The sequence below is a fragment of the Chrysiogenes arsenatis DSM 11915 genome (genome assembly GCF_000469585.1).
GTDB classification, from domain to species: Bacteria; Chrysiogenota; Chrysiogenetes; order Chrysiogenales; family Chrysiogenaceae; genus Chrysiogenes; species Chrysiogenes arsenatis.
The window spans coordinates 103,536-125,357 of sequence record NZ_AWNK01000011.1 but is presented as its reverse complement, the minus strand read 5'-3'; the positions used below and the strand labels follow the sequence as shown (position 1 = coordinate 125,357).

General features: G+C 50.8%; 24 protein-coding genes. 2 read left to right on the top strand and 22 right to left on the bottom strand.

Annotated features, from left to right (window positions below; genetic code table 11):
- The coding region (locus tag P304_RS14985; RefSeq protein WP_034765072.1) for an IS256 family transposase at positions 1-792 on the top strand (792 nt) is incomplete at its 5' end.
- A gap of 528 nt (positions 793-1,320) precedes the next feature.
- Positions 1,321-1,557 carry a hypothetical protein gene (locus tag P304_RS17365; RefSeq protein WP_236613333.1) on the top strand — a complete coding sequence of 79 codons (237 nt, stop codon included), beginning with the start codon at positions 1,321-1,323 and terminating at the stop codon, positions 1,555-1,557.
- Between the two features lie 103 nt (positions 1,558-1,660).
- On the opposite strand, the gene P304_RS0109585 is transcribed toward P304_RS17365, so the two are convergent.
- The 22 genes from P304_RS0109585 to hprK form a co-directional block, all read right to left on the bottom strand.
- A complete protein-coding gene (locus tag P304_RS0109585; protein ID WP_027390368.1) occupies positions 1,661-3,082 on the bottom strand; it encodes a nickel/cobalt transporter in 1,422 nt (473 codons plus the stop codon).
- Positions 3,079-3,552 carry a precorrin-2 dehydrogenase/sirohydrochlorin ferrochelatase family protein gene (locus tag P304_RS0109580; RefSeq protein WP_027390367.1) on the bottom strand — a complete coding sequence of 158 codons (474 nt, stop codon included), beginning with the start codon at positions 3,550-3,552 and terminating at the stop codon, positions 3,079-3,081. Before P304_RS0109580 ends, P304_RS0109585 begins: the two co-directional genes overlap by 4 nt.
- Positions 3,553-3,623: 71 nt before the next feature.
- Positions 3,624-4,292 carry a cobamide remodeling phosphodiesterase CbiR gene (gene cbiR, locus P304_RS0109575; RefSeq protein ID WP_027390366.1) on the bottom strand — a complete coding sequence of 223 codons (669 nt, stop codon included), beginning with the start codon at positions 4,290-4,292 and terminating at the stop codon, positions 3,624-3,626.
- A 22-nt stretch (positions 4,293-4,314) separates the two neighbouring features.
- On the bottom strand, positions 4,315-5,019 hold the full coding sequence (locus P304_RS14975; protein ID WP_051321578.1) for an adenosylcobinamide-GDP ribazoletransferase: 705 nt from the start codon (positions 5,017-5,019) through the stop codon (positions 4,315-4,317).
- A 1-nt stretch (position 5,020) separates the two neighbouring features.
- Positions 5,021-5,542, bottom strand: coding sequence for a bifunctional adenosylcobinamide kinase/adenosylcobinamide-phosphate guanylyltransferase (locus P304_RS0109565; protein ID WP_027390365.1), 522 nt, complete (start codon positions 5,540-5,542; stop codon positions 5,021-5,023).
- 246 nt (positions 5,543-5,788) lie between these two features.
- A complete protein-coding gene (locus P304_RS17620; RefSeq protein WP_027390364.1) occupies positions 5,789-6,169 on the bottom strand; it encodes a DUF559 domain-containing protein in 381 nt (126 codons plus the stop codon).
- Positions 6,170-6,624: 455 nt separating this feature from the next.
- Positions 6,625-7,347, bottom strand: coding sequence for a uroporphyrinogen-III C-methyltransferase (gene cobA, locus P304_RS0109555; protein WP_027390363.1), 723 nt, complete (start codon positions 7,345-7,347; stop codon positions 6,625-6,627).
- A gap of 19 nt (positions 7,348-7,366) precedes the next feature.
- Positions 7,367-8,263, bottom strand: a complete 897-nt coding sequence (locus P304_RS14970; RefSeq protein WP_034765013.1) for a sirohydrochlorin cobaltochelatase — start codon at positions 8,261-8,263, stop codon at positions 7,367-7,369.
- Positions 8,260-9,330, bottom strand: a complete 1,071-nt coding sequence (gene cobT, locus P304_RS0109545) for a nicotinate-nucleotide--dimethylbenzimidazole phosphoribosyltransferase (RefSeq protein WP_027390362.1) — start codon at positions 9,328-9,330, stop codon at positions 8,260-8,262. The genes P304_RS14970 and cobT overlap by 4 nt, the downstream gene beginning before the upstream one ends.
- A gap of 290 nt (positions 9,331-9,620) precedes the next feature.
- A complete protein-coding gene (locus tag P304_RS0109540) occupies positions 9,621-11,654 on the bottom strand; it encodes a sodium-translocating pyrophosphatase (protein WP_027390361.1) in 2,034 nt (677 codons plus the stop codon).
- A 55-nt stretch (positions 11,655-11,709) separates the two neighbouring features.
- Entirely contained in the window at positions 11,710-12,258 is a 549-nt protein-coding gene (amrA, locus tag P304_RS14965) for an AmmeMemoRadiSam system protein A (RefSeq protein WP_051321577.1), read from the bottom strand.
- A gap of 2 nt (positions 12,259-12,260) precedes the next feature.
- Positions 12,261-13,490: an argininosuccinate synthase gene (locus P304_RS0109530; protein WP_027390360.1), complete on the bottom strand. Its 1,230-nt coding sequence runs from the start codon at positions 13,488-13,490 to the stop codon at positions 12,261-12,263.
- A gap of 55 nt (positions 13,491-13,545) precedes the next feature.
- Positions 13,546-14,472 carry an ornithine carbamoyltransferase gene (gene argF / locus P304_RS0109525; protein WP_051321576.1) on the bottom strand — a complete coding sequence of 309 codons (927 nt, stop codon included), beginning with the start codon at positions 14,470-14,472 and terminating at the stop codon, positions 13,546-13,548.
- A complete protein-coding gene (locus P304_RS0109520) occupies positions 14,469-15,629 on the bottom strand; it encodes an aspartate aminotransferase family protein (protein ID WP_027390359.1) in 1,161 nt (386 codons plus the stop codon). Before P304_RS0109520 ends, argF begins: the two co-directional genes overlap by 4 nt.
- A complete protein-coding gene (gene ptsP / locus P304_RS0109515; protein WP_027390358.1) occupies positions 15,623-17,398 on the bottom strand; it encodes a phosphoenolpyruvate--protein phosphotransferase in 1,776 nt (591 codons plus the stop codon). The genes P304_RS0109520 and ptsP overlap by 7 nt, the downstream gene beginning before the upstream one ends.
- 2 nt (positions 17,399-17,400) lie before the next feature.
- On the bottom strand, positions 17,401-17,685 hold the full coding sequence (locus tag P304_RS0109510; RefSeq protein ID WP_034765009.1) for an HPr family phosphocarrier protein: 285 nt from the start codon (positions 17,683-17,685) through the stop codon (positions 17,401-17,403).
- A complete protein-coding gene (locus P304_RS16275) occupies positions 17,670-18,401 on the bottom strand; it encodes a PTS system mannose/fructose/sorbose family transporter subunit IID (protein WP_051321575.1) in 732 nt (243 codons plus the stop codon). Before P304_RS16275 ends, P304_RS0109510 begins: the two co-directional genes overlap by 16 nt.
- Positions 18,398-19,081 (bottom strand): PTS sugar transporter subunit IIC, encoded by a 684-nt coding sequence (locus P304_RS0109500; RefSeq protein WP_027390356.1) that lies wholly within the window; start codon positions 19,079-19,081, stop codon positions 18,398-18,400. The genes P304_RS16275 and P304_RS0109500 overlap by 4 nt, the downstream gene beginning before the upstream one ends.
- The gene (locus tag P304_RS16270; RefSeq protein ID WP_051321574.1) at positions 19,081-19,530 is read right to left on the bottom strand and encodes a PTS sugar transporter subunit IIB; all 450 of its coding nucleotides are present in this window, start codon (positions 19,528-19,530) and stop codon (positions 19,081-19,083) included. Before P304_RS16270 ends, P304_RS0109500 begins: the two co-directional genes overlap by 1 nt.
- Complete coding sequence (locus P304_RS0109490; RefSeq protein ID WP_027390355.1) at positions 19,517-19,933, bottom strand: PTS sugar transporter subunit IIA; 417 nt, start codon at positions 19,931-19,933, stop codon at positions 19,517-19,519. Before P304_RS0109490 ends, P304_RS16270 begins: the two co-directional genes overlap by 14 nt.
- Positions 19,934-19,967: 34 nt before the next feature.
- Positions 19,968-20,825, bottom strand: a complete 858-nt coding sequence (gene rapZ, locus P304_RS0109485) for an RNase adapter RapZ (RefSeq protein ID WP_027390354.1) — start codon at positions 20,823-20,825, stop codon at positions 19,968-19,970.
- A 3-nt stretch (positions 20,826-20,828) separates the two neighbouring features.
- Entirely contained in the window at positions 20,829-21,803 is a 975-nt protein-coding gene (gene hprK, locus P304_RS14950) for an HPr(Ser) kinase/phosphatase (RefSeq protein WP_051321573.1), read from the bottom strand.
- Between the last annotated feature and the right edge of the window lie 19 nt (positions 21,804-21,822).

Here is a 21,822-nt window from a genome sequence, read left to right as displayed (position 1 = left end):
AGTACCGATGCTGTGATTGACGATGTGAAATCATGGCAAAACCGTCCCCTTGATGAAGTTTACCCCATTGTTTATCTGGATGCTATCAGGGTGAAAGGGAGACAAGGCGGACACATTATCAACAAAGCAGTGTATCTCGCGTTGGCTGTCACCATGGAGGGACAAAAGGAAGTTCTTGGCATGTGGATCGCGGAAAATGAAGGGGCAAAGTTCTGGCTTAGTATTCTTAACGGACTACAAAACCGTGGAGTTAAGGATATTTTCATAGCTTGCGTTGACGGCTTAAAAGGGTTCCCAGAAGCTATAGAAGCCGCTTATCCGAACACCCAAGTGCAAACCTGCATTGTGCATATGGTCAGACATAGCTTGAATTTTGTGGCATGGAAAGAGCGCAAACAGATGGCCGCCGACTTGAAAGAAATTTATGCCGCGCCAACAGAAGAGCAGGCGCGGAGGAATCTTGAACAATTTGAAACAAAATGGGATGCCACTCATCCAATGGTCAGCCAATCATGGCGCCGCAACTGGGAGCGAATAATCCCATTTTTCAACTATCCGCCCGATATCAGAAAGGCAATCTACACCACCAATGCCATTGAATCATTAAACCACTCGCTGCGCAAGGTAACCAAGAACCGTGGAGCATTTCCCGACGACGAAGCAATATTCAAGCTCTTTTATATGGCGTTACGCAATATTTCAAAGAAGTGGACAATGCCGATCAGAGACTGGAAAGCGGCTCTTAATCAGTTCTGTATTTTCTTTGAGGGGAGGGTGCCAATGCAAAATTGATGTCTTCCGCTACTTACACAAAATTATTGACAGACCCGAAAGCGGCTCTTAATCAGTTCTGTATTTTCTTTGAGGGGAGGGTGCCAATGCAAAATTGATGTCTTCCGCTACTTACACAAAATTATTGACAGACCCATTAATTCCGCCTTAGTAGGTAACATGCACTATAAAAATCGTGGTTAGCACAAAGAAGCCTCGCTATATGCGAGGTTTCTTTGTGTTGTTGTTGTGTTTTTTAGATTTTCACTTGCGCTGATCTCATCCTCCACACTCGCTTTCACCGCAGTCGCGGCATGTGGCGCAATTTTCTTTGTAGTCCATAATGCCTCCGCATTTTTCACAGATCTTGGCGTAGCCTTTCTGAGTTCCGGCCATGAAGGATTTCAGAAGTCGCGCCATTTGTGCGGGCAGGTCAAGTCTGTTGCGAGGTCGACATGTTAGAGCCTATTCTGGGAACACGATCAAAAGAGAAAGTGCTCATGTTTCTCCTAGCACGAAAAACTGGGTACGCACGTGAGATCGCACGTTATGCGGAAAATATCACTCAACAGCATTCAGAAAATTCTCAATGCCTTAGAGCAAGATGGCCTCTTGGTCTCTCATTGTGTTGGACGTACTCGTGTTTTTGAGTTCAACCCTCGCTACTTTTTTTTACCGGAGCTGCAGGCGCTCCTGCAAAAAGCTATTGAACAGTATCCCCCTGAAGAAAAGGAGTCGTTGCTGATGAATCGTACACGACCACGAAGAGCTGGAAAGCCGTTATGAAAAGCATATCCGAGCTTTCACTTTTGGAACTCAGTGCTTGGGTATGAAAAATAAATGATCAGACATCCATTTTAAGCCTACTTTGAAGTGAGCGCCACGTATTTCACCCTGCAAATAGCAGCGCGAGTCCCAGTGCGAAAATCACCACAATGCTCCCATACTCCAGTACCGCCGCAACGGTGGCGAATGGGGTTGCTTTTTGGCGTAGCGAAATGGTGAGCGCCGCCGAAGCGAACAACACAACTCCCATGCCGATGCTCATCAAGAGCGCTGCCAAAAATCCTGTTAGGTACATTCCCATCGAAAAGGTGAAAAGAAATATGGTTACGGTTCCTGGGCATGGGACGATGCCTGCCGAAAGCACCAACATCCAGTCGGTGTGTGCCCCTTTGTGATGTGCATGGCAAGCGCTACACCCGCATGCCGAAACGGTGGCAGCATTGTGTGCGCGACGGTGTTGAATTTTTTGCACCACAAGGCGGAGTGCAATCAGAAGAACCAATACTCCCGAAATAATGGTCAGCAGGCTCCCTGCTTGCTGGACGGTGCTCGCCAAAATTCGCTGAACGATGTACAGAATAGCCAGCGTCAACCCAAGGGCGGAAAGCACATGCACGGTTCCAATGCCAAGTGCCATGAGCGCAGCACGTTTGTGATCGCGCTCGTGTGTCAGGAAATAGGACGCGACGAGCGTTTTGCCATGTCCAGGGCCAAGGGCATGCAACATGCCGTACAGCAGCGAAAAGAGGAGTAATCCGACAAATGCGGCGACGCTCCCTTCTGCTTGTACGGTTTCGAGGCGCAGCCGAATCGATTCTGTCAGCGTGCGGAGTGCTTGACGCAGCCATTCCTGCCATGATGAATCGGACGTTGACAGCGTTGGGGCTACTGGGGGAAGTGCATCGCCTGTTTCAGCAAACAGCTGTTGGCGTGGCACGCTGGGGCCAAGCCGGAGTTCAAGTGTTTCGGGGAAATCCAGCAGGTTATGCTCAACACCATATTCATACGGCGCGTTGTGTGTCAGTGCATGTCCAGAGAGAAAGAAGCTCAGAAAGCGGTTGGGATCGGCAAAGCCGAGGGTCAAAGCCAGTTGATCGTGAACGGGCTGATTGAGGTCGATGCGGTACACAAACGAGGTGACGGTATCGCGGAAGCGGAACGCGCGATCTTCTATCTTTGTCAGGGGATAGTGTCGACCATTGATGGTGAGGTGGGTAAAATATCCATTCGGACGCATGTCGATTTCCATCGCATCCAGTAGTTCCTGTTGCACTGCCGGATCGTCAAGTGGGCCGCTGGCAAAGGCGCGCAGGCTATCGGTAAAAGACGCTGCAAATTCCCATTCAATGGTGATGGCGCGCAGATGGTGTTCTTCGATACGCAGATCTATTTTGGGAAGCACCAATCCTTCGACGGCGCTGCAGGTTGCACAGGCCAACACCGTCGTCCGCGCCAAAAGCACCACACAAAACACCGTAATAAACAACTTCACCTGCGACATGCTGCCGATCAAAATACCCTTCATGGTAACAACCTTTGTTGAAAAAATTCGCGGATACGGTCGCGTACTTGCCGCGCCAACGAGGGGTTTTTCCCTTGTGTCGACACCGAAACCACCACCGAAGTCGCCGGATCAATACAAACAGCCGGAAGATGAAAATCGCACGCGTCAGGATTGTCGGCCACATTGACGGGGATGCGAAGCGCCTTTGCCCGTGCCGCGAACAAAGCGTTGCATTCGCGCTGATCGGTGCATAAAAAAATAAAATCGCACTGTTCCAGGTCGCTTTCGCTGGCTTCGCGCTCCACGACTTCAATAGCGCCTGCCTCTGCTAACGCGCGCAATACGTCGCTGATGCGGGGAGCGATGACGCGGATAGAAGGTGCCATCGGCAGCAACACGTTTATTTTACGCTCCGCCACCTGACCGCCCCCGATAAACAGGAGTCGTTTGGCATTGATATTGAACAAAAATGGATAATACACGAGCTTCATCGCGACTCCTGCAATATGATCCGTGTCTACATGTCACTTTACCCGCAATCATTTTAACTGCAAACGGTTTATCACACGTCCCGCATGATTTGAATTGATTCGTGCAGGGCATCTTCCTGAAAAATCTCCAAACAAATCGTTACGTCCTGCTCTACGGCAAACTGCTTGACCATGCGCAATACACCGATATCAACAAACTTCAGGCTGCGGTGGTCGCGCTGTCCGTTGCTGCCGTGCAGGTGCAGCAGGGTTATCCGTTCGCTGTGTTTCGCGAGTATCGCTGCGGCATCGCGTTTATGGTGGATAATATGGCCGATATCGACACAAAAATCGACGGGGAGCGCGGTGGCTGCGCTGAACAGGTGGGCGTCGTCGCCGCCGTTTTCCACGCTGATTGGGAGTTGTGTTGCGTGGATAAAGTGTTCCAAGTGCCGGAAGAAATCGGGTTGCGGCTGTAAATGGAAGGTATGCGTGGTGGCGTTTACTGGTTGTAAGCGCGTGGCAAAAGGTTCCATTGCCTGCCATGATTCCACTACTGCAAGGTCGCGGTCGTATGGCATATGGATGTTATAGCGCATTGGTTCGCGCGCTAGTGCGGCAACTTCGTCCGTGTCGGGCAGATCTTCTGGTTGTTGGCTACAAAAGTAGAGCAGTTCGACTTCGTCCACCTTGCCATGAAGATAGCAGACATTTTCGATGCGACTTGCGGAGATGATAAATGACGGAGCGGCTAAACGCATACGCATATTCCTTCTTTTTCTATTATCCGCCAAGCACTACGGCTGCCAGAAACAGCACCGCCTCGCACGCTTCGCACAGTGCACCGAGCATGTCACCTGTTACCCCACCTATCATCTGCCGATACCACCACAGGATAAGAGCGAGAAAAACGACATAGACACTCATAATGCCGAAAAACATTTCGAAAGAGAGCATGAAGAAGGCCAGAACCAGTAACACCGCTCCGGGAATAACCAATCCCACATACGAAGTGCCAAAAAATGGCTTTGCCAATCCTTCTTGTCGCGCGTACGGAAGGCGTTGCATGGCAACAGCCATGCCGAAGCGGGAAAGTGCTGGGATGAGTATCAAAAGCGCGATATTGCTGAGGTGCGCGAACGCCATCCCTTTTGCGCCCAGTACGAGTACGATCGCCACAATCCCCATCGTCCCAGCGTGAACATCTTTCATGATTTCGAGTTTTCGTTCGCGCTCACGGTGAGAAAAAAGGGCATCGGCGCTGTCGCACAAACCGTCTAAATGGAGTGCTCCGGTGATAATCACGAGGTAGAGTACCATCACCATTGGTGCGATGGCGACTGGAACTATCCAATGCACCAACGCTAATCCGGCGCCGACAATCAGCCCAACCCAACCAAAAGATGTGGCCGCAGTTGCTCCCTGAAACGTGCCGGAACCGATGCGCAGAATGGTCAGAAAACCGAGGGCACTGAAGAATCCACCCATTTCAGCGAACTCCTTTCACCATAACAGGGATGCCGCTGACCATCAGCAGCACTTCATCGGCTATAGTAGCCATGCGACGATTGATACGCGCCAGCAGTTTGCAGTAGCTCCGCGTCATGGTGTCGGGTGGAATAACACCGAGCGATACTTCGTTGGTAACAATGATCGTACGGCATGGCGCGGTGGTAAGTTGCGTTAAAAATTGCTCTAATGGCGCTTCCGGTGCTGTGTTGGTGAAAATCAGATTGCTCGCCCAGAGGGTGAGGCAGTCGATAAGGATAGTATCGCAGGGGAGAGCTAAAGCGCGCTGGTAAGCCTTCGCCAGATCAATTTGCTCTTCGATGGTGGTGTAGGTTTCGTCGCGCTCCTCTTGGTGGGCGCGGATTTTGGCGTCCATTTCGGTATCAAGATTGGTTGGCGCTGTAGCAATGTATGCTTTGCGTGACGCTGGAGCCGCAAGCGTGAGCGCGTGATGGGTTTTTCCGCTGCCGACACCGCCGGTAATGAGAGTTAGGGATGACATGGGAACTCCTAATAATGATGCTGTACGTGGGGAGGGAGGGAAGAACCACCCCGTCAGGCTTCGCCTGACACCCCTCCACTGGAGGGGAATTTACAAATGCATATTTTGTCCGAAACCCTCTATAGGGAGGGGAGTTTCCAAATGCATATTCCACCTGAAACTCCTTCGCGAGAAGGTAGTTTTAAGCAGATATTTCGCGCAAAACTTTCTTGGTGGAGGGGATTTGCGAGTCTAAGCCGTTTTTGCCTAGAAATTCCCCTCCAGTGGAGGGGTGGCGCGCAGCGCCGGGGTGGTTTCCAAATACCGCATCACTCCTTCCATATTTTGCAGCACATCCGCTGCCTGAATATGCACAACACACAAGCCAAGCGACTCTAAATACGCGTCGCGCCGTTTATCATATTCCACTTTGCCATTATGACTGCTGCCATCGATTTCGATTACCAGTGATTTGCTGGCACAAAAAAAGTCCACTATATAGTTGCCAATGATTTTTTGCCGGTCAAAGTCGAGTCCATGGAATTGTTTTTTCTTGAGTTGTTGCCACAACAATACTTCATGTAATACACCGGCTTTACGAAGTTGGCGGGCACGGTTGCAAAGAGCGGGATTGTAGGGAAGGGACATAAACGTTGTGGTGCTGCGGGGAACCACCCCGTCAGGCTTCGCCTGACACCCCTCCACAGGAGGGGAATTTCCAGACACATGTTTCGTCTGACACCCTGCCGAAGAGGAGAATTTTTCAACCACACACGTTGCCTGATCCCCCGTCGCTAGAGAGGGGTCGACCCCAACAGGTAGTGCCAAAGCATTCCCTTCCTGCAAAAGAAAATGGGTATTCCCGCATTGTGCCAAAACATTCCCCTCCTGTGAAAGAGAATGGGTATCCCCGTATTGCGCCAAAACATTCCCCTCCTGTGAAAGAGAATGGGTATCCCCGTATTGCGCCAAAACATTCCCCTCCTGCGAAAGAGAATGGGTATTCCCGCATTGTGCCAAAACATTCCCCTCCTGTGGAGGGGTGGCGCGCAGCGCCGGGGTGGTCTCCCAATCTTTCTGCATTTCTCTCCTTATCTCACGCATTACACCTCAGCGAATGCTGCCACTTCGCCAATCACGATAGTCGACGGGTGGCTGATCCGGTGACTGGCAATGCAGCCAAGCACATCATCAAGTATGGTGGTAAAAATCCGCTCTTGCTCAGTTTCCAGACTCTGGCCGATCAGCACGGGGGTGGTTGGTGACATGCCGTATTCCAACAATTTATGTCGAATGGTCGCCATATTTTTCACCCCCATATACACAACGATGGTGAAGTTCAGCGCGACGAGGGCATCCCAGCGGTAACACGTTTCGAGGGCATCTGCCTTCGTATGGCCGGTAATGAAAACCACTCCCGGCACGGTGCGGCGATCCGTCAGGGCGCTCTGAACTCTGGCCGCTAGCGATGATGCCGAGGTAACGCCGGGGATAATGGTGACACGAGCGCCAACCGACCGTGCTGCTTCGACCTCCTCTACTGTACGAGCAAACACAGAGGTATCGCCACCTTTCAGACGAACAACCCGCTTGCCACGCTGCAGGTGTTCAATAATCAGGGTATTGATCTCTTCCTGAGGCAGGCAGTGGGCATGATATGGGCGCTTGCCAACGTCAATGGCTTCGCTCCGAATGTACTTTTGTATGTCGGGATGCAGCAGCCGGTCGTAGAGAACGACTTCAGCATGTTCAATAGCTTCGATTCCCGCAAGGGTAATGGACTTTGCGCCTAAACCGGCACCAACGATAATCAGTTCTTTTGTCATGTTATCACTATAACTTCTTTCACAGTTCTATGGTCACTTCTTGCGCAGCCTGCTCCAGCAGTTCCAGAAAAATCGCGCGCACGGCAGGGTTCTGGCCAAGACCTTCTCGCACGGGCGTTACCTGATATCCGGCGCGCTCAAGCATGGTGAGCCATGACGTATCATCGTCGCCCGCCATGTCGTTGTGGGCATGGTTCCCTGCAATATACATGAAAGGCTTCAAGAGCACCTTGCGCGTTCCGGCGATCGCCAGTTTTTCATGCACCGCGGCAAAGTCAGGCAACCCTTTCATGAGGCCAATATACACCGGGAAGCGATACTCACGCTGGAGTAAAATTTCCAGCTCGTAGTACGCCCCTTGCGCCATATGTTCATTGCCGTGCCCCATGTAAACCAATGCGGCACCTGCAGCACGAGCGGCGTCGACATCGGGCTTCAGCGCCCGCACTAAAGCATCAAGTTGTTCGCGATGTCCATAGGAACCCAGCAACGGTTTGCCAAGGCCGATTGTTTCAAAGGGTTGTAGCTGCGGTTTGTCCGTTTTGATAGCGGCCAGCGCTTGCACGCACGCTGCAAGATCACGGTATTCCTCGCCATCAACGATCAAAACGGGTTGTACGACTATCTCGCGATACCCTTCGTTTTGCAAATCAGCCAAAGCACCCAGCACATTTTTCACGTTATAGATCTGCGGAGGAATCGCGGGGTGCTCGCGGCGATAGTTTCCGTCCGCCGCCCGTTCGTGCCACTTGCTACGGATGATGTTGGATGTAAAGGCCATTCGGACAGGAACATGCGGGTAGCGTGTGCGTATATCGTGCAGCATGGCCAGAATCGGCTCTAGGATCTCAGGAGATGTAGCGCCAATTGCCACCAATACGATAGCATGCTGGGATTTTTTTTCGCTCTGTTTCATGGTCGTATATCCACCAGATAGTCACGGTTGATCATCGCTTCGTCGAACGTCGCCATAGTGTTTAGCATGCTCAGCGCGGCATCGACAATGGCGAAGGCCATCGGGCAGCCGGTTCCTTCTCCAAGGCGCATACCAAGATGCAGTACCGGCTCTACGTTCAGTTCGCGCATAATATGGGCGTACCCAGGCTCCAGCGAAAGGTGCGATGGGATCATATATTCCCGCACCAGCGGATTCAGGCGATACGCCACCAACGCTGCGGCAGCAGAAATAAAGCCATCGATCACCACAGGAACTTTATAATACGCTGCTCCCAGAAAGCATCCTGCCATGCCAGCCACTTCCAAGCCGCCAACTTTGGCCAGCACGTCGAGCGGATCATGCGGATTTGGTTGATGCTTGGCCAGAGCGGCGCTGATCACCTGCTTTTTGAGCACCAACGCTTCGTCCGTAATGCCGCCCCCTTTGCCAACCGCATCGTCTGCACTGGCTCCGGTGAATGCCATATAAATAGCGCTACTGCAACTGGTATTGCCAATCCCCATTTCGCCGGTGCCGATCAGGTTGTACCCTTCACTCACCAGATTTTTGACCATCTCAACCCCGACGAGAATCGCCTGCTCGGCTTCGTGGCGCTCCATCGCCGGTTCTTGCGCAAAATTGGCGGTGCCGGGGCGGATCCGACGCTGGATAAGGCCAGGATGCGACACCTCTGGCTTCATGCCGATGTTCACCACGCGCATATCGGCACCGTTGGCCGCGCTAAGAGCACAAATGCCAGTAAGGTTTTTGAGCATGTTGATCGTCTGAATTGCTGTCACTTGCTGCGGCGCGCAGGCAATTCCTTCCGCCACAATGCCGTGATCGGCGGCCATCACAACCGTGCACTTTTTACGTGGCGCTGGGGTAACCGTGCCGCTGATAGCGGCGACTTGGGCAGCAATATCTTCGAGTTTACCAAGGCTTCCGAGTGGTTTGGCGAGACTATCGATGCGTGCCTGAGCAGCGGCGCGAACTGCCACGCTGGGGGATTCGATAGTTTTGAGGAGAGTTTTCAGCGTGAACATCAGAGGCTCCTTTGACATGAAAAGGCCTCCTGCGTTGTCGCCCAAGGGAGTGGGGGAACACAGAAGGCAAATTGACAGGCAATGCCAGATGCTGTTTGAAAAAGCAGTTACCAGAAAATTAATGGCTTTTTTACGTGAAGCCCGCCCCGCTGTCAATGTGAGAAGCGGTGCTTTTCCGAGTAATCTCACTTAGTTTTCGTCTTTTACAAATTCATGCTTGAACGATTAGGGACACCACATACCGTGATGTCCCTAGTAGAGTTAAATCAATCGTGTTTTACACAAAGTGCTTATAGATACATAATTAGCAGCAGTGCCATGATGTTGATAATTTTAATAACGGGGTTGACTGCAGGGCCAGCTGTATCTTTGTACGGATCGCCAACGGTATCGCCGGTAACCGCTGCTTTGTGCGCTTCGGAACCTTTACCACCGTGGTGGCCATCTTCAATATACTTCTTCGCATTATCCCACGCACCACCGCCGTTACACAGGGAAATCGCTACGAAAATACCGGTGATGATACAGCCAATCAAGACGCCAGCAAGAATTTTTGCGGGGGCATCGGGGTGGAGCATTTTCCCGATCAACACGACGGCAATCGGGATCAGTACTGGCAACAACGCCGGAATGATCATTTGTTTGATCGCTTCGCCGGTTACGATATCAACACACCGCGCATAGTCTGGCTTGGATGTTCCTGCCATAATGCCCGGATCGTTACGGAACTGACGACGAACTTCTTCAATAACTGATCCCGCTGTTTTCCCAACGGCTTCCAATGCGTACGAGCTGAAGAGGAACGGAATCAAACCACCAATAAACAAGCCCGAAATAACGAAGGGATCGGACAAGAGGAAGTCAACGCTGATCCCTTTAATCCGGCTCAGGTCGGCTTTGTACGAGGCAAAAAGCACGATAGCGGCAAGACCAGCAGAACCAATCGCATACCCTTTGGTTACCGCTTTCGTGGTGTTCCCCACGGCATCGAGTTTATCGGTAACGTTACGAACCGATGCATCGAGTTCGCTCATTTCGGCAATACCACCAGCGTTATCCGTGATCGGGCCGTAGGCATCAAGGGCAACGATAATGCCAGACATCGACAACATACTCATCGCGGCAATCGCCACGCCAAAGATATCGCCCAGCATGTACGAAGAAAGAATACCACCAACGATAACAATAATCACTGGAGCGGTTGACTGAAGACCAACGGCCAAACCGGCAATGATGTTCGTCGCATGGCCGGTTTCCGAGGCCGCGGCAATTTTGCGCACGGGTGCATATTCTGTAGAGGTGTAGTATTCGGTAATCCAGAAGATGAGCGCGGTGACGACTAAGCCCACCAACGAACAGATGTAAATATTCAATGGGTTGGTAACGGCTGTCCCTTCCAGCATGTACATAGTGGCAGGGTAAAACAGAATCGCACTGATACCACCAGCAATCGCCAGCGATCTATAGAGCGAACCGATAATGTTTTCGCCATTGAGTTTGGTGTAGAAGGAAGCAAGGATCGATCCCAGAATGCTGATTCCGCCAAGGACTAAGGGGTACGCCACAACCGAAAGGTCTGGTGACACCATAATCGCCGCAATCAACATCGCCGCAATCGCGGTAACGGCATAGGTTTCAAAAAGGTCAGCCGCCATGCCAGCGCAATCGCCCACGTTATCGCCGACGTTGTCAGCAATAACAGCTGGGTTGCGGGGGTCATCCTCGGGAATTCCCGCTTCAACTTTTCCGACAAGGTCAGCCCCAACGTCAGCAGCTTTGGTATAAATACCGCCGCCCAGACGGGCAAAAACCGAAATCAGCGAAGAGCCAAACGCCAGTCCGATTAACGCGGTAATCACGTGTTCCATTTCACTGTGAACCTGCATCAGTACGAGGAAGTATCCGGCAACCCCAAGCAGGCCAAGTCCGACAACCAGAAGTCCGGTCACGTTCCCACCAAGGAAAGCTACTTTGTGCGCCGCTTGCATACTGGTGCTGGCCGCAGCCGCTACCCGTACGTTCGCGCGTACACTCACATTCATCCCAAGCACGCCTGCCAGTCCACTCAGAACCGCACCGATTACGAAACCAAGTGCTTCGTAAAACCCAAGGAAGACAAACATCAAAATAGCCACGACAACGCCAACTATCGCAATGGTGCGATATTGACGTCCTAAATAGGCCTGAGCCCCTTCCATGATGGCATTGGAAATTTCCACCATCGTCGCATTACCGGTTGGCATGGCGTTAATCCGGGCGGCATACACCAAACCGGCACCAATGCCTGCTATGGCGCATGCCAAAGCAAAAAACACTGCTGTCATAACTCTCCCCTTCAATCCCTACAAATTTTCATCCGAATACTTTCGGAGTATAAACTTAAACGTCTGAACGAAGAATAACTGTATGAAACGCTTCTATTCGGCATCCGGGCTGTTGCCAGCTTTCAGCCGTTAAACCCGCTTTGCGACAAACATACCCAAGGTATTCTTCGCGATTCCATCCATGCTCTTTCGCAACCTGTGGCAAGAGCATACCTGTATTTTCGCCACAGGTAATCCGCACAGCGTGTTGATCGGTGAGGATCGTATCGGCAGTCACCGTTTGCGGCGCATCAAGCAGCGTAATTTCGATGGTGCAGCTCTCTTGCTCCTGCGGAGTAAGCATGCGGCGAAAGCGCGGGTCATTATACGCGGCGGCCAACGACATGCTCGCGAGGTTGCTCGCTAAGGCATCAGGAAACATGGTTCCCATCATGCCGCGCAGCGTTCCCGCCACATACAAAGAGACAAACAATGAACAACGAAACGCAGGCAGTTGATATTCCGCCACGTTCGGGGCTTCATGCCCCAAACCTTGGCGGATCACATCGCGCGCGTAGCGCATCATTTCGCTTTGCTCGGTGGCCGAAATGGTCGGTAAGCTCACGCTTACTTTCCTGCCTTACGCTTCATAATAAGACTGCGGGTTTTCAGGCGCAGCGCGTTGAGTTTAATAAACCCTTCGGCATCCGCCTGATTGTAGATGGGCTTTTCGTCATCAAAGGTCGAAATCATGACATCGTAAAGCGAATCGGTATCTGACTTGCGTCCGACCACACCGACGTTCCCTTTGTAGATTTTAATCCGTGCCACACCGTTAACTGTTTTTTGCGTTTCGTCGATCAGCGCTTGCAGTGCTTCGCGTTCCGGCGAGAACCAGTAGCCGTTATACACCATTGCGGCATAACGCGGATGGAGGCTGTCGCGCAGATTCATGACTTCGCGATCCATCGTAATTTCTTCGACGCCGCGGTGCGCTACGTGATAAATTGTGCCGCCCGGAGTTTCGTAGACGCCACGCGACTTCATGCCAACATAGCGATTTTCCAGCAGGTCAAGGCGACCAACACCATTGGCGCTGCCAACTTTATTGAGGTACTGGAAGATTTCCAGCGGCGTCATCGCCTGGCCATCAATGGCCACGGCGTTGCCTTGCTTGAATTCAATTTCAAGATACGTTGCCTTGTCCGGTGCTTTTTCCGGAGAGACGGTCAGCACGTACATGTCTTCTTCTGGTTCCCACCATGGATCTTCCAGATTGTTCCCTTCGTGCGAGATGTGCAGCAGGTTGCGGTCACGCGAGTAGGGTGATTTTTTGGCAGGAGGAATTTCGATATCGTGCTTTTTGGCAAAGGCCACGAGGGCGTCACGCGACATCAAATCCCATTCGCGCCACGGAGCGATGACTTTGATCGATGGATCAAAGTGGTACGCGCCAAGTTCAAAGCGCACTTGATCGTTCCCTTTGCCAGTCGCGCCGTGACTGATCGAATCGCAGTTTTCTTTCGCCGCAACATCCATCATCGCCTTGATAATCAATGGACGGGCGATAGAGGTGCCAAGGAGGTATTTCCCTTCATAAAAACAACTGGAACGCATCATCGGATAGACAAAGTCTGTCGCGAATTCGTCGCGCAGGTCTTCGATATACACTTTCGAGGCGCCGGTTTTAATCGCTTTGGGGCGGACGTTGTCCAGTTCCTCTTCTTGGCCGATATCGGCCGTAAAGGTGACTACCTCGCAACCGTACTCTTGCATAAGCCATTTGAGAATAATGCTGGTGTCGAGCCCGCCACTGTAGGCCAGAACGACTTTTTTCACATCAGTACGTTTACTCATGTTTTCCTCGTTTCATAGCAAAATATATTTGATCCATAAAACCTATCACCCAAAATTACGCCATCAAGTGAACCATTACCGCCTTTTGCGCGTGCAGCCGGTTTTCTGCCTGATCGTAGATGATGCTTTGCGGCCCGTCGCAGACTTCAGCGCTGACCTCTTCGCCGCGGTGCGCGGGGAGACAGTGCATGAACTTCGCGTCCGGTTTTGCCAGTTTCATCAAATCCGCGGTTACGGTGTAGTTGGCAAAAGCGGCAACCCGTTTGGCCTGTTCGCTTTCCTGACCCATACTCGCCCAAACATCGGTATAGACAAAATCAGCATCCTTAATCGCTGCGGCAGGATCGTCCCCCAGCACGATATCGACACCGAGTTTCGTTGCCCGAGATTGACAATCACGAATAATATCTGCCGGAATGGTATACCCGCTCGGCGAAGCGACGGCGATGTTGTACCCTACCGTTGCCGCTCCGTAAAGGAGGGAATTTGCCATGTTATTGCCATCGCCAATATAGGCAATTTTTACCTGATCAAGTGTTTTTCCGCCGGAATACTCCATCATCGTAAGCATATCAGACAACACCTGACAGGGATGGAGCAAGTCACTCAGTCCATTGATCACCGGAATCGTGGCGTGGCGCGCCAACTCTTCTACGGTGCTATGGGCAAACGTGCGGATCATAATCGCGTCGACATAGCGCGAAAGCACCTGAGCCGTGTCTTTAATTGGCTCACCGCGACCCATTTGGATGTCGGCTGAACTCAGAAAGAGTCCCATGCCACCAAGTTGAAAAATCCCAGTCTCAAACGAAACACGGGTGCGCGTCGATGATTTTTCAAAAATCATCCCCAGCACTTTTCCTTTCAACTTCTGGTGATTCACCGACCCTTCGCGTAACTCACGCTTGAGCACAGTGGCCAGATCAAGGATGGCTCGCAGTTCATCCTGGGAGTAGTCCCGCAGGGCTATAAAATCTTTCATAGGCGTTCCTTTATACAATCAGCCAGAATATGTAACCCTGCTGCGAGGGTACTTTCTTCGATGGTGAGCGGCGGTAACAGACGAATAACATCGGGAGCGGTTTGATTGATAATCAGCCCGCATTCTAAACACCGCCCGACTAATCCTTCCATCTCTTTGGTGAGTTCAAGTGCGTACATCAGTCCCATGCCACGGAAGCTTTTGATATGCCCTTGTGCCTGCCAGAGACGGCACTGATCAGTCAGTATGGCTTCGCGTGCCGGTATAGCGGCGAGAATGGATTGCGATTCAAAGGCTTCCAGTACGCCTAATGCCGCACTGCTACACAGGGGATTGCCACCAAACGTCGAACCATGCGTTCCTGGAATCATATGCTTTGCGAACTCTTCGCGCGCGAGCATTGCCCCAATCGGGAACCCATTGGCCAAACCTTTGGCGAGGGTGAGTACGTCGGGGACGATGTCGTAATTTTGAAAAGCAAACATTTTTCCGGTGCGCCCCATGCCAGTTTGCACTTCATCCAACATTAACAAAATATCATTTTCGGTACAGAACTGGCGAAGTTGCTGCACATATTCGTAGTCCAGTGGATGAACGCCACTTTCGCCTTGCACAAGTTCAACCAGTATTGCTGCCGCATCACTGGCCGCGGCGCGCATGGCGTCCATATTGTTTGGTTCTACGTGTTCAAACCCATTGAGTAATGGATTAAAGCCAAGTTTGACTTTTTCCTGCCCGGTGGCCGAAATCCCTGCCATTGTCCGCCCATGGAAGGAGCGAAGCAAAGTAACAATTTTAAAGCGCCCTTCGCCATGACGATTACGCGAGTAAAGGCGCGCTAACTTAACCGCCGCTTCGTTTGCTTCGGCTCCTGAGTTACAGAAAAAAGCTTGCGACTCGAACGAGATGTTCACCAGTGCATCAGCCAGTTCCGCCTGTTCAGGAATTTGGAAGTAGTTGGAAACATGCACCAGTTTATCCGCCTGCTGCTTGACACGGTTAATCACGTGGGGATTGGAGTGACCCACATTGACGACGGCAATACCGGCGAGTAAATCAATGTACTCACGGCCATTCGTATCGTACAAATGGGCATTCTGGCCTGTGGCAAAAGCAACGGGGAATCGTTTGTAATTTCCAATGAGATGGTTCAACATTTTTTATCCACCATAAGGTATTCGATAAGTTCCGCAGGGATCACCTGACGAACAAATTCTACAGCGTGAGCGATCACCTGTTCTGAATTCCAGCACTGCAATATCTGCTGCGCCAAGGTCTCGCTCTGAGCACCACTAATCTTCGAAAGCATGACATGGACTTCAGGAATAGCTGGGGTACGAACGCTGAAGGAACGGTACCCTAAGCCATGTAGAATGGGAAGATAAAAAATATCGGAGGCCGCTTCGCCACAGACGTTTACTGGCAGGCTGAAGCGTTTGGCTGACTTGGCAATCATTTCCAATAGGCGAAGCACGGGAGGGTGAAATGGGCTGCATAATTGCCCTACGCCACGGCTTGTCCGGTCGGATGCCATCGTATACTGCACGAGGTCGTTCGTACCGATACTCAGGAAATCGACGTACTTGGCAAACGCACCAATACTGAGTGCACAGGCGGGAGTTTCCACCATAATACCAACCGGAAGGCGTTCGGGAACCGTAAATCCTTCGCTCTTTAACTGCCGCTTGGCTTCCTGAATAAGGTTTAACGCTATTTTTACCTCTTCAGGAAGGGTGACCATAGGGAGTAAAAGCTGAATTTCGGCACAGTCGGACATCGAAATAATCGCCTTGAGGTGCGTCACAAATGCTTCGCGATTGGAAAGTGAATAGCGGATGCCGCGATTCCCCATTGCTGGATTTTCTTCGCGGGGTATCTCCATAAAGTCAGCGACTTTATCGGAACCAATATCAAACGTGCGGATCGTCGCTGGGAGGAAATTGCTCTTTTCGAGTATCGAACGGTAAAAAATCCGCTGCTCTTCAAACGAAGGATAACGCTGCATTTGTAAGAGCATAAATTCACTGCGCAGCAGTCCGATGCCACGAGCGTTGTATTGTTGTAGGTGCATCGCTTCAGCGGGAATTTCTACGTTCCCGTACAGGGCTACGTCGGTGTGATCGGCGAGCAGCGATGAAGAGATCAGGAGCGCTTTAAAACGAATCAAATTGCGCTGGCGCGCGCGGTATTCAGCGAGTGTACTCTCGTCCGGGTCGATAATAAACGTCCCCTTGAAGCCATCCATGAGCGCCAGACACCCTTCGGTTTCGCCAAACTCAACCCCAGAAATCAGCGGTATTTCCATGCTTTTGCAAAGGATAGCCGTATGGCTTAACTTTGAGGTATTGGCTGTTACCGCCCCAATAATGCCACCAGCGATTAACGTCGTCAGTTCACTGGGCGTAATATCGTTGGCATAGACAATGGCACCTTTTAGCTCGTCATTGCCAACGGAATCAAAGCCCGTGGCGTCGTCGCCATTCAGAGCAATTTTCGCTGCATTTTTCAATACCAATGAGGTGACAGCCAACACATCGCTCATCCGCTCGCGCAGATAGGCATCGCGTACCTCCTGAAAAGAGGTTTGAATTTTTTCATTAAATTTTTGGATGGAATATTCCAGCGAATAGCGTTGGTCGCGAATCAACTCGCTAATCGAATCGACAAACGACGTATCATCGAGCATCATGATCTGCGGCTCGATAATAAATTTTTGTGTCTCTCCGAGAAGATTCACAATCACGTCCATTGAGTCGGAAAGTTCACGGCGCGCACGCTCACGCGCTAAAGTAAAGCGCTGCTGCTCTGCTTCTATTTCATGAGCAAGAATATAAATCGACTTAATGACGTTTTTATATTCATAAAGCCGCACCAGTTTTCCGATAGAAATACCGTTACTGATGCACGAGCCAAGGTATTGTTCCAAGGTTATTCCTCGTCAAAGCGTTGGTTAAACAAAGTCTCCACGGCTTCTAACGCCTCTTGCGCATCGACTCCTTCAGCCACAATTTCCACTTCACTCCCCATCGGAGCGGCCAGCATGAGCAGTCCAAGAATACTCTTGGCGTTCACATTGCGACCCATGTGGCTCAGGGTGAGTTTGGCATCCCATGCGGTGGCCACTTTTACCAATTTGGCGGCTGCTCGTGCATGGAGACCAAGGCGATTTTGAATTTTAATTACCTTCTTACATGTGTTCAGGTGTGTGGCCATTGCATAATCCCTAAAAATTCGAGTATCAAAACGAGCAGCGCCGCTACTATAACAAAGAGGTTTACCCGCATAAAGTGAAATAGTGCGAGTGTTAGGATCAGAATTCCCCCTGCTAGAGCAACATAAGCCATCTCGAACTGTTCTGTAATACGATGCAGCACTATCGTCGTGAGTAAACCAGCCAGAAAGTAATGCGAGTGTTTTAAGCCATCAATCACGGTGTGCAGGATGTCAGGACGTAAACGGTGAATAACCTCCATGCCGTAATGGTATCCCATAAAAAAACCAACAATGCGCGTAAGAATGGTAACTGAGGCATACACCACTAACGGTATCCAAAAGGCGAATGGCCGCGTTGGTTCGTACATGGCGAGCACAACACCAACCGCGAAAATTGCGGGGCGAAACGTCGCCCAAAAAAATCCATCCCCGACGGCACCCAGAAAACTCGACAATGCGCTCTTATAGTCAGTCGCTAAATGCGATCCGTGCTTGTATTCATAATGCAGCGCGACCCCCACGCTAATGCCCGCAAGGTACGGGTTCGTGTTAAAGTACCGTGCAAAATTTCTGATCGTGGTTTCAGGTAAACGAAGTGTGCGCAGCAGTGGCCACGAGGCATGATAAAAGCCAATCCCTTGCATATTATTGAAATTCCACGACGATTGAATAAAAAAGAGCCGCCACAGCACGCGTCCGAATGCAAAAATATTCATAACCAGCCTCCCCAGATAATTGCACCGCCACAGGCTATTCCGGCGAGTGAGTAGTAGAAAGAGCGCCGATTTTGAAAGTTATCGTGTGCCAAAAAGAGAATACCGATGACGGGCAATAAATACCACTGCAGTGCAAGACCTGTAGCAAATTGGAAGTGGTGCACTAAGCGGTTGATATAGGGGAACACAAACGAAAGACCCATAAATCCAACCCAGCCGATGATCATTCCGTTGAGGCTGTTAATAGCAATACCAGCAAGGTGAAAGCGACTGGCAATGCCGTGGTTCCCTTGAGTGATGTGATATTTCGCCGCGCCAGCAAAAAAGCCATTGGCATTCCGACCAAGGGTATCGAGTAATAGCGCCATGAAGGTGAGGGGGAAAATCAGGAGAAACGCGACCATTAAGCCGGTCGCGTCGATGGAAATTTGCGAGGCGGCAAATGCGGCAAATGCCGATGCCGCCACCGACTCGTTCGTGTACATACTGGCTCCTGCTGGGATAAAACTTACCCACAACAACTGTATTGCCGCGCCACACATCAACCCCATTTCCCAGTTTCCCACCAAAGCACCTGCCAGCGTACAGCCGATCAATGGCTGCGAAAAGCCAAACTGACCAAAGCTGTAGCGATCTATCTCGATACAGGCAAAAAGGAGAGTAAGGAGAATGGGTTCCATCAAAGTGTGAATTTTTTCCCTCCTGGGACTTGTTGAAAAGTGATTACCATACCAGCATTTTTCATGTTTGTGAGCTGGGCGAGTTCCGCATCAGAAATCGATATGGCATCAAAACTATGTGTGCGACTGGCCGTTTTTTGGACACAGCCCACGTTAATAGTTTCCACTTCGTGCGCCGCAATTGCGGCGGCCATTTGATCGATACTTTTAAAGAGAAAAAGGGTCGCTTCGCCTTCATCAAGTAAACCGCCACACTCTTCCGGACGGACAAAATGAACCGTTATATGGCGCGGAACGGCGCACTGATAAATCTGTTGCCGCAATTTATCGAGTGCCACCTCGCGATCGACCACCACAATAGCTTTCACTTTCAGGTAACGGAGCCAGCCGTGAACCACCTGCCCGTGAATGAGCCGCTCATCAACCCGAATGAAACTAGATTTCTTCAATTTTCTGCCTCATTATTTCAGACGCAAGAACTATTCCACTAATTCCCTCTTCGCGAGCTTTGGATGCGAGTTCATGCGAAGAGGTGGCTTCGGAGCGTTCCACCAGAACACGAATGACCATTGGAAGATTGACACCCGTCAACACTTCGACATTTTGATTGTTCAGGTAGGAAAGTGATATGTTCGATGGAGTTCCCCCAAACATATCGGTCAATATCAACACACCGTTGCCAGTATCGATATCACCGAGCGCTTTTTCGTATTTACTAAAAATAGCGTCAACGTCATCCTGAAAGTCGATACTCAGCAAGTCAATCCCTTCCTGAGGCCCAACGATCGATTCAGCGGTTTGTAGTAATTCACGGGCGAGGTTTCCGTGGGTAGCAATGATAATTCCAATCATGTGGTTCTCCTTTATACTCAATCGCGACCAGCGGTTAAACGGAATTTTCTTTTTGGTGATCTCTATGATAGACAGAAACACGGTACTTTTCCATCCCTGAATAGTGATGGCTGAAGTAGCGAGCAAGCGAAACGCTGCGATGGCGGCCACCGGTACACCCAAAGGCAATCGTAGCGTACGCCTTTCCTTCCTGCACGTACCAAGCAAACATGGCATCAAACATCTCGCGCCAGCGGGCGATAAAGTCCTGCGTTTGCGGATCCAGAATCACAAAACGGTAAATTTCATTTTCTAATCCCGTTTTTTGCCGTAATTCAGGGACAAAATAGGGGTTGGGCAGGAAACGGACATCAATCACGTTGTCAGCGCTGCGGTAGATACCGTACTTAAAACCGAACGACACAAAGGTGATGTTCAACACCTTCTGTTGACCTTCGGGATCAAAAAGATCTATCAGTTGCCCTTTCAGTTGATGAATTGTCATATCGGTCGTATCGAGCGTGGTGTCAAAAACATTCAGCCAGCCACCAATATAGTTCCGTTCGCGCGCCAATGCGTCGTGAAGTTCCCCCTGGAAAGGGTGAGTACGCCGCGTAATGGAGTAGCGGCGGAGTATTTCATCTTCGTCGGCGATTAACAACAAGGTTCGGACGCTAATCCCTTTTGTGGAAAGATGGTCGATAATCTGCTGCAGCGTGTCCGTTTGTGCCGCGTACAAGGTGCCAATAACAATACATACCCGTTCGTACTCTAGCCGACCAAGTTCTTCAATAACCGTTTCTACCAGCGGTAACGGGATGTTATCCACCCGATAATACCCGATATCTTCCAACACAGCGGCGGCAGTGGTTTTACCAGCTCCGGCGAGACCTGCAATAAAAACGGTTTCCATATATTACTCCTCGTGCTTCAGGGAAAGGTTACGGGCATGTCTTTCCATGGTGTGCTGCAATGTTCCCATCAACCGCTCATGTGTCCGTTGACCCATGTTTCTGAGGATAGTATTGCGCGCCAGCACTTCAATAATTTTCGCGATATTTCGTCCAGGACGCATCGGAAACGTCACAAATGGCAGTGTGACACCAAGGATGTCAATAGTGCGATCTTGGAAGTCGACCCGTTCGTATCCGACACTTTTTTCTTTGGTCCAACTATCGAGCTGAATAATCACTTCCACGCGCTTTTTGCGCCGCACACTGGCTGCGCCAAACAGATCGCGGATATCAATAATCCCCATCCCGCGCACTTCCATATGGTGTTCCAGCTCAGGTGTTGAAAAAGCCACGAGCTCGTCAGAAATGTTGCGTACTGACACCACGTCGTCGGCCACTAACCGGTGTCCATGGGAAACCAGATCAAGGCAACACTCACTTTTCCCGATGCCACTTTCACCGGTTATCAAAATCCCGATGCCGTGAACATCCATCATGCCACCATGAACGATGGTTTCGGGAGCCAGTTCATACTCTAAATAGCGCGAAACGGTGGTGATGATATGCCCAGAAGGTTGCGCTGAATACAAGAGCGGTACGGTATGTTTTTGGCAAAGTTCCGCTAAAAAAGTGGGTATTTCCTGCGCATGGCAAAGGATAATGCCAGGAAAGGGATGGGTAAGGAAATTTTCTACTTGGGCTTCAGCGCGGTCTATAGGCAGGGAGTGAAGGTAGCCAACTTCGGTTTGCCCCCAAATTTGCACTCTATCGGTGTGAATAAATTCCATAAACCCAGCGAGCGCTAGTCCACTTTTTTGGATTCTGCCATTGGTTACTGGGTTTTTCATGCCAGAGCCGGCAAGGATACTCAAGGCGAGTTCAGATTGAAAGCGCTCATAAATGTCGCGAAAAGTAAGTGGTAATGGCTGTTCAATCATGTGTGTTCACCTGTATCGT

Excerpts from the sequence above, each read along its gene's own strand:
- P304_RS17365 (WP_236613333.1), top strand. The coding sequence starts at position 1,321 with ATGCGGAAAATATCACTCAACAGCATTCAGAAAATTCTCAATGCCTTA.
- P304_RS0109585 (WP_027390368.1), bottom strand. The coding sequence starts at position 3,082 with ATGAAGGGTATTTTGATCGGCAGCATGTCGCAGGTGAAGTTGTTTATT.
- P304_RS0109580 (WP_027390367.1), bottom strand. The coding sequence starts at position 3,552 with ATGAAGCTCGTGTATTATCCATTTTTGTTCAATATCAATGCCAAACGA.
- cbiR (WP_027390366.1), bottom strand. The coding sequence starts at position 4,292 with ATGCGTTTAGCCGCTCCGTCATTTATCATCTCCGCAAGTCGCATCGAA.
- P304_RS14975 (WP_051321578.1), bottom strand. The coding sequence starts at position 5,019 with ATGGGTGGATTCTTCAGTGCCCTCGGTTTTCTGACCATTCTGCGCATC.
- P304_RS0109565 (WP_027390365.1), bottom strand. The coding sequence starts at position 5,542 with ATGTCATCCCTAACTCTCATTACCGGCGGTGTCGGCAGCGGAAAAACC.
- P304_RS17620 (WP_027390364.1), bottom strand. The coding sequence starts at position 6,169 with ATGTCCCTTCCCTACAATCCCGCTCTTTGCAACCGTGCCCGCCAACTT.
- cobA (WP_027390363.1), bottom strand. The coding sequence starts at position 7,347 with ATGACAAAAGAACTGATTATCGTTGGTGCCGGTTTAGGCGCAAAGTCC.
- P304_RS14970 (WP_034765013.1), bottom strand. The coding sequence starts at position 8,263 with ATGAAACAGAGCGAAAAAAAATCCCAGCATGCTATCGTATTGGTGGCA.
- cobT (WP_027390362.1), bottom strand. The coding sequence starts at position 9,330 with ATGTTCACGCTGAAAACTCTCCTCAAAACTATCGAATCCCCCAGCGTG.
- P304_RS0109540 (WP_027390361.1), bottom strand. The coding sequence starts at position 11,654 with ATGACAGCAGTGTTTTTTGCTTTGGCATGCGCCATAGCAGGCATTGGT.
- P304_RS0109530 (WP_027390360.1), bottom strand. The coding sequence starts at position 13,490 with ATGAGTAAACGTACTGATGTGAAAAAAGTCGTTCTGGCCTACAGTGGC.
- argF (WP_051321576.1), bottom strand. The coding sequence starts at position 14,472 with ATGAAAGATTTTATAGCCCTGCGGGACTACTCCCAGGATGAACTGCGA.
- P304_RS0109520 (WP_027390359.1), bottom strand. The coding sequence starts at position 15,629 with ATGTTGAACCATCTCATTGGAAATTACAAACGATTCCCCGTTGCTTTT.
- P304_RS0109510 (WP_034765009.1), bottom strand. The coding sequence starts at position 17,685 with ATGGCCACACACCTGAACACATGTAAGAAGGTAATTAAAATTCAAAAT.
- P304_RS16275 (WP_051321575.1), bottom strand. The coding sequence starts at position 18,401 with ATGAATATTTTTGCATTCGGACGCGTGCTGTGGCGGCTCTTTTTTATT.
- P304_RS0109500 (WP_027390356.1), bottom strand. The coding sequence starts at position 19,081 with ATGGAACCCATTCTCCTTACTCTCCTTTTTGCCTGTATCGAGATAGAT.
- P304_RS0109490 (WP_027390355.1), bottom strand. The coding sequence starts at position 19,933 with ATGATTGGAATTATCATTGCTACCCACGGAAACCTCGCCCGTGAATTA.
- rapZ (WP_027390354.1), bottom strand. The coding sequence starts at position 20,825 with ATGGAAACCGTTTTTATTGCAGGTCTCGCCGGAGCTGGTAAAACCACT.
- hprK (WP_051321573.1), bottom strand. The coding sequence starts at position 21,803 with ATGATTGAACAGCCATTACCACTTACTTTTCGCGACATTTATGAGCGC.